Genomic DNA, 5,650 nt, shown 5'->3' with positions numbered 1-5,650 from the left:
CCTCCGCGCAGCTCACCTACACGCGTGCCGGCCGCAACTCCGCGCTCGTCTTCTTCGCCGGGGTCGTGGCGATCGTGATCCTCGGCCTGTTCCCCGGGCTGCGCCCCTCGTTCGAGGTCCCCGACGTGGGCACGGTGTCGCTCGACATGACCAACACCATCGTCCTGGTGATGTTCGTCGTGGGCGTCATCATCCTGTTCGTCGGGCGGCCCGACGTGAAGACGGTGCCGGACCAGTCGGTGTTCAAGGCCGGCATGATCTCGGCGATCGCCCTCTTCGGCATCGCCTGGCTCACGGCCACGTTCATCGCCGCGCACGAGGAGTTCATCATCAGCACGGTCGGCGCCTGGGTCACCGACTGGCGGTTCCTGTTCGCGCTCGCCGTGTTCCTCGTCGCCGCGCTCACCACAAGCCAGTCGACGGCCACGCGGACCATGGTGCCGATCGGTCTCGCTGTCGGCCTGCCACCCGGTGTGGTGACCGGCATGTGGGCCGGTGCGCTCGGTGGCGTCTACACCCTCCCGGCCAACGGCACGCAGATCGCCGCCGCGAACTTCGACCTCACGGGCACGACGAAGCTGGGCACCAAGCTGATCGACCACAGCTTCTTCATCCCCATGCTCGTGCTCTCGGTCACCACGATCATCGTCGGCTCCGTCATCGGGGCCGTCTTCTTCTGACCCCGGCGGCGCGGCACCCGCGGGGTGTCGAGGAGAGAACGGAGCACGTCGTGCAGACCAAGGACCAGATCGCGGGCAAGGCGGCCGACCTGATGCCCGGCCTCCTCGAGGACCTGCACACGCTCGTCGCCATCCCGTCCGTCGCGTTCCCCGGCTACCCCGCCGAGCCGGTGCACCGCATGGGCGAGGAGACGCTCCGACTGTTCCAGGACGCCGGCTTCACCGACGCGCGCCTCATGGACGTGCCCACGGGGTACTCCCCCATCTACGGGCAGATCGACGGACCCGAGGGCTCGCCGGTCGTCGTGCTCTACGCCCACTACGACGTCCAGCCGGCCCCGGCCGACCAGGGCTGGACCAGCGACCCGTGGACGGCGACGCGCAAGGACGACGGACGGATCTACGGGCGGGGGGCCGCCGACGACATCGGGGGCCTGATCATCCACCTCGGCACCCTGGGCGTCTTCGACGGCGAGCCGCCGTGCACGGTCAAGCTGATCCTCGAGGGGATGGAGGAGACCGAGAGCAACCTCGAGGCCTTCGTCGAGGCGCACCCGGACCTGTTCGACTGCGACCTGTTCATCATCTGCGACATGGGCAACCTGCGGGTGGGTGACCCGGTCCTGACCACCGCGCTGCGCGGCGACGTCGCCTGCGTGGTCACCGTCAGGACGCTCGAGCACCCGCTGCACTCCGGGGTCTTCGGAGGGCCCGCGCCCGACGCCATGATGGCGCTCGCCCGTCTGCTGGCCACGTTGCACGACGACGCGGGAGACGTCGCCGTCGACGGGGTCACGTCGACCACCTGGGCGGGCGAGGACCTGAGCGCCGACGACCTGCGTGCCAGCGCCGACGTCCTCGACGGGGTCAGCCTCACGGGGACGGGTCCCATCAGCGCACGGCTCTGGGCGCGCCCCTCCGTGAACGCGATCGGCCTCGACATGACGAGCATCGCCGGCTCGTCGAACGTGCTCATCCCCCAGGCGAGCGCCAAGATCTCCATGCGCATCGTGCCCGGGTCGGACCCGCAGCAGGAGCTCGACGCCCTGGTGACGCACCTCGAGACGCACGTCCCCTGGGGCGCCCAGGTCGACGTCCAGCGCACGAAGGCCGCCCCCGCGTTCACGTGCGCGACCGACGGCCCCGCGTACGCAGCGGCACGCGAGGCCATGACCGAGGCCTTCGGCACGTCCGTCGGTGAGGCGGGCTGCGGCGGTTCCATCCCGCTGCTGCGCTCGCTCCAGGCGGTGGCCCCGCGCGCGGAGTTCATCCTCTGGGGCCCCGAGGACGTCGCGCTGTCCCGCATCCACGCGTCCGACGAGAGCGTCGACCCCGCCGAGATCGAGACGATGATCGTCGCGCAGGCGCTGCTCCTGCAGAACCTGGGTCGGCGCCTGTGACCCCGGCATCCTCGGCAGGGCGCTCGTCGGCGCGCGGGGTCCTGGTCGCTGCGTGCGTGTCCGTGATCCACCGTCCGCGCGACCTCACCGGCCGCGACCACCCCCACAAGGAGGCCCAGTGAACCTGACCGCGTCGTTCGGGAGCGGCGACATCCTGCTCTGGATGCTCGAGCTCTTCCTGTTCATCATCTGGTTCTGGCTGCTGATCGCGATCTTCGGCGACCTGTTCCGTGACCCGGACACCGGCGGCGGCGTCAAGGCGCTGTGGGTCGTCCTGCTCGTCATCCTCCCGTTCCTCGGGATCCTGCTGTACCTCATCGTGCGGGGGAAGGGCATGGGCGCCCGGCAGGCCGCCCAGGTGCAGGCCGCGCAGTCCGCGTTCGACGACCGCATCCGCACCGCGACCGCATCGTCGTCGCCCACCGACCAGATCGCCCAGGCCAAGGCCCTCCTCGACTCCGGCGCGATCGACCAGACCGAGTTCGCCAAGCTCAAGGCCACCGCCCTCGGATCGTGAGGGTGGACCGCACGTCCCACTCGAAGGAGCACCGCCATGTCCGATGACCAGAACACTCTCAGCGCCGCCGCACTCGTCTCGGACGGCGCCTACACCTTGTTCGTCGCCGACTTCACCGACACCGACACCGCATGGGAGGCGTACGAGGCGATCAAGGGCGCCGAGGACGGCAAGACCCTGAACGTCGAGGGCGTCCTCGTCGTCAAGCGGGACGCCGACGGCACGCTGGAGATCCTGAAGTCGACCGATCACAGCACCCGCAAGGGCCTGACGTGGGGAGTCGTCGGGGGCGTCGCGCTCGGCCTCATCTTCCCTCCGACCATTCTCGGCAGCGCGGCCGCGCTCGGCCTCGTCGGCGCCGCGGCCGGCAAGGGTGTCGCGCTGCACAACCGCAAGGAGCTGGCCGAGGACCTGCAGGACTCGATCGTGGCCGGGCACTCCGGGATCGTGGCCCTGGTCTCCGACCCCAGCGCGGTGGCGCTCCGCAAGGCGCTGGACAAGGCGGACGCCATCCTCGAGAAAGCCATCGAGAAGGCCGAGGCCGACGCGATCAAGGCAGCGGCCGACGAGGTCCAGGCCGAGGCGAAGTAGCGCCGCGGACGGGATCGGCCCCGGGGGCCCGTAGCCTCCGGGGATGAGCACCCTTGACGAGGTCGGTTCGCGCGACGGCTGGCGATGCTGGCTGTGCGACGAACCGGTCGACCCCGACGCGTCCGTCAACGCCGACCGTGGCCCGAGCATCGACGGCGGCGCGACGCCCAAGGGGAAGAAGGCGGTGCCGGGTTCCGAGCGGCTCGCGCACCGGGCCTGCAACACCCGCAAGGGAGCCGTGAAGCCCGTCGTGGCCTGGTCGCCGGCGCTGTTCGTGGTGGAGCCGGCACCGATCGTGTCGACCGTCGAGCGGCTGACCCGCAAGGGCGGCCGTGAGGTCGTGGGCCGCTGCCCGACCAAGGCGGACGGCGAGCAGGCAGCCGTATGGCTCGTGGACCGGCTCTCGCGGTTCGCACCTGGCCTTCCGGTGACCGCCACTGTCGAGCCGGGAGGAGGACAGTTCCTCCTCGTCCTGCACGCAGGTGCTCGCTGAACGGTGAGAGACCCGGTCAGCGGACAGGGATCGAGCCGCCTGGTCCGCGGCTGATGCAGCGGAAGCCGAGGTGCGACGTGGCGGTGTCGACCGCCTGCGGCATGCGGGCCGCAGGGCGGTACCGCCGGCAGTAGTTGGGCGCGCACAGGTGGGATCCGCCCTTCATCACCCGGCGCGGGATCGCCACGGACGGAGTGCTCGGGTCGATACTCGCCGCGCGGGCGCCCCCGCGCGGGTTCTCGACCGTGCAGCAGGCGTGCGACGTCTCCGCGTGCGGCTGGAACCAGTCGGCCGTCCACTCCCAGACGTTGCCGGTCATGTCCGACAGTCCGTAGCCGTTGGGCGGGTAGGAGCCGACCGGCGCGGTCCACAGGTGCCCGTCGTCGCGGGTGTTCTGTATCGGGAACTCCCCCTGCCAGGTGTTCGCCATCCACCTCCCCCCGGGCGTGAGCTCGTCGCCCCACGCGTAGGTGGCACCGTCCAGCCCGCCGCGCGCGGCGTACTCCCACTCGGCCTCGGTCGGCAGGTCCTTGCCGGCCCACTGCGCGTACGCGACGACGTCCTCCCACGCCACCTGGACGACGGGGTGGTCGGGCCGTTTCTTCACCGAGGTGCCCGGGCCCTGCGGGTGGCGCCAGTCGGCGCCGGGGATGTAGGTCCACCAGCTGTAGGGGTCGTCCAGGCTGACCGGCTGCGACGGCTGCACGAACACGCTCGAGGCCGGGACGAGCAGCTCAGGCAGCGCGCCGGGATAGTCCGCGGGGTCGGGTCTCCGCTCGGCGACGGTCACGTGGCCGGTGTGCTTCACGAACCGTGCGAAGTCACCGTTGGTGACGGTGTGCTGGTCCATCCAGAAGCCGTCGACCGTGACGCGGTGGGTCGGCGCCTCCTCCGGATAGTGGTCGTCGGAGCCCATGAGGAACGTCCCGCCCGGGATCCAGACCATCCCGGGCGACGGCGCGGTCCCCGGCGCACTGGTCTGGTCGGTCCGACGTGCGATCGTGCGAATGGTGCGACCACCGTCGGCCACGGCGCCTCCCGCGCTGTCGGATCGGGTCGATCTCCTCGGCGCTCGCGATGCGCTCCTCCATGCTGGCCACGCACGTCGGCGCCGGGCTCACCCATCCAGGTGCTCACCCGGGTGATCGGTCCGCACCTCCGTCGTCGGCCGTCCTCGGACCACGAACATCCGCGCCCGCGTGTCCGGCGAAGACTCGACTGCCACGCCGCGGGCGCCAGTAGCCTCGTGGAAGACCTGCCGGGCATCGGCCGCGCCGACTCAGGTCAGTCGTCACGCCAGGAGGCTCGATGGCCGTCAGCACGGACCAGGCTCGCGAAGGCGGGTTGGTCCGCATCTGGTCGTCCGCGGCCGACGCCCCACGGTTACGTCGTCCGACGGACGTCATCCTGCTCGTCGCCTCGGTCCTCGCCCTCGGGTTGCTCGCCCTGGCGGCGCCGGGGCCGACCGGAGCCGACGACGCGCTCGACACGGTGCTCGCTCGTCTGGAACCACTGTTCGGCTGGCTGTGGAGCATCGTCTACGCCGTCCTCACCCTCTGGGCCATGGGCGTCGTCCTGCTCGCCGCCGTGAGCCGAGGACGGCGCCGGCTGTTGCTCGACCAGGTGACCGCCGCTGCGCTGGCCTTCGGTGCTGCGCTCGGGGTCGGTGCACTCGCCGGGACGGACGCGTTCACGATCGTCCAGGGTCTGGTGTCGTCCGGCCCCCCGGTCGTCTACGTCGCCACCCGGGTCGCGATGGTCACCGCCGTCGTCGTCACCGCCTCGCCGCACCTCGCCCGACCCTGGAGGTACGCGAGCCGTGTCGTCCTCGGCCTGGGTGCCGTGGCCGCGATCGGCCTGGGTGCGACCAACCTCATCGGGGCGAGCGCCGCCATCGCGGTCGGGATCGCCGCGGCCGCCGTCGCGCACCTGGTCATGGGGTCTCCCCAGGGACGGCTGACCGACGCCC

6 protein-coding genes and 1 pseudogene are annotated in these 5,650 nt (G+C 71.3%); 6 read left to right on the top strand and 1 reads right to left on the bottom strand.

From position 1 onward, the window contains the following. From AC1DUQ_RS16425 to AC1DUQ_RS16405, 5 genes are all read left to right on the top strand, one after another. Positions 1-680 (top strand): anaerobic C4-dicarboxylate transporter family protein (locus AC1DUQ_RS16425; RefSeq protein ID WP_477074153.1); only part of this gene is annotated, 680 nt, incomplete at its 5' end. 50 nt (positions 681-730) lie between these two features. Next, positions 731-2,080 carry a M20/M25/M40 family metallo-hydrolase gene (locus AC1DUQ_RS16420; RefSeq protein WP_477062199.1) on the top strand — a complete coding sequence of 450 codons (1,350 nt, stop codon included), beginning with the start codon at positions 731-733 and terminating at the stop codon, positions 2,078-2,080. A 118-nt stretch (positions 2,081-2,198) separates the two neighbouring features. Continuing rightward, positions 2,199-2,597: an SHOCT domain-containing protein gene (locus tag AC1DUQ_RS16415; RefSeq protein ID WP_477062200.1), complete on the top strand. Its 399-nt coding sequence runs from the start codon at positions 2,199-2,201 to the stop codon at positions 2,595-2,597. Between the two features lie 36 nt (positions 2,598-2,633). Next, positions 2,634-3,188: a DUF1269 domain-containing protein gene (locus AC1DUQ_RS16410; protein ID WP_477062201.1), complete on the top strand. Its 555-nt coding sequence runs from the start codon at positions 2,634-2,636 to the stop codon at positions 3,186-3,188. 43 nt (positions 3,189-3,231) lie between these two features. Beyond that, entirely contained in the window at positions 3,232-3,681 is a 450-nt protein-coding gene (locus tag AC1DUQ_RS16405; RefSeq protein ID WP_477062202.1) for a hypothetical protein, read from the top strand. A gap of 16 nt (positions 3,682-3,697) precedes the next feature. Here the strand turns inward: AC1DUQ_RS16405 and AC1DUQ_RS16400 are convergent, their stop codons facing one another. Continuing rightward, positions 3,698-4,627 carry a formylglycine-generating enzyme family protein gene (locus tag AC1DUQ_RS16400; protein ID WP_477062203.1) on the bottom strand — a complete coding sequence of 310 codons (930 nt, stop codon included), beginning with the start codon at positions 4,625-4,627 and terminating at the stop codon, positions 3,698-3,700. Between the two features lie 362 nt (positions 4,628-4,989). Here AC1DUQ_RS16400 and AC1DUQ_RS16395 point away from each other — a divergent pair. Next, positions 4,990-5,650 (top strand): annotated as a pseudogene (locus AC1DUQ_RS16395) (hypothetical protein); the annotation flags it as partial.

The sequence above is a fragment of the Cellulomonas sp. P4_B5_2 genome (genome assembly GCF_056402235.1).
Note: the sequence above shows the minus strand (reverse complement) of the source record. Positions and strands in the feature narration are given on the sequence as shown.

What these genes read in the sequence shown, in the direction of transcription:
- AC1DUQ_RS16400 (WP_477062203.1), bottom strand. Translation starts at nt 4,627, where the DNA reads ATGGTCTGGATCCCGGGCGGGACGTTCCTCATGGGCTCCGACGACCAC.
- AC1DUQ_RS16405 (WP_477062202.1), top strand. Translation starts at nt 3,232, where the DNA reads ATGAGCACCCTTGACGAGGTCGGTTCGCGCGACGGCTGGCGATGCTGG.
- AC1DUQ_RS16410 (WP_477062201.1), top strand. Translation starts at nt 2,634, where the DNA reads ATGTCCGATGACCAGAACACTCTCAGCGCCGCCGCACTCGTCTCGGAC.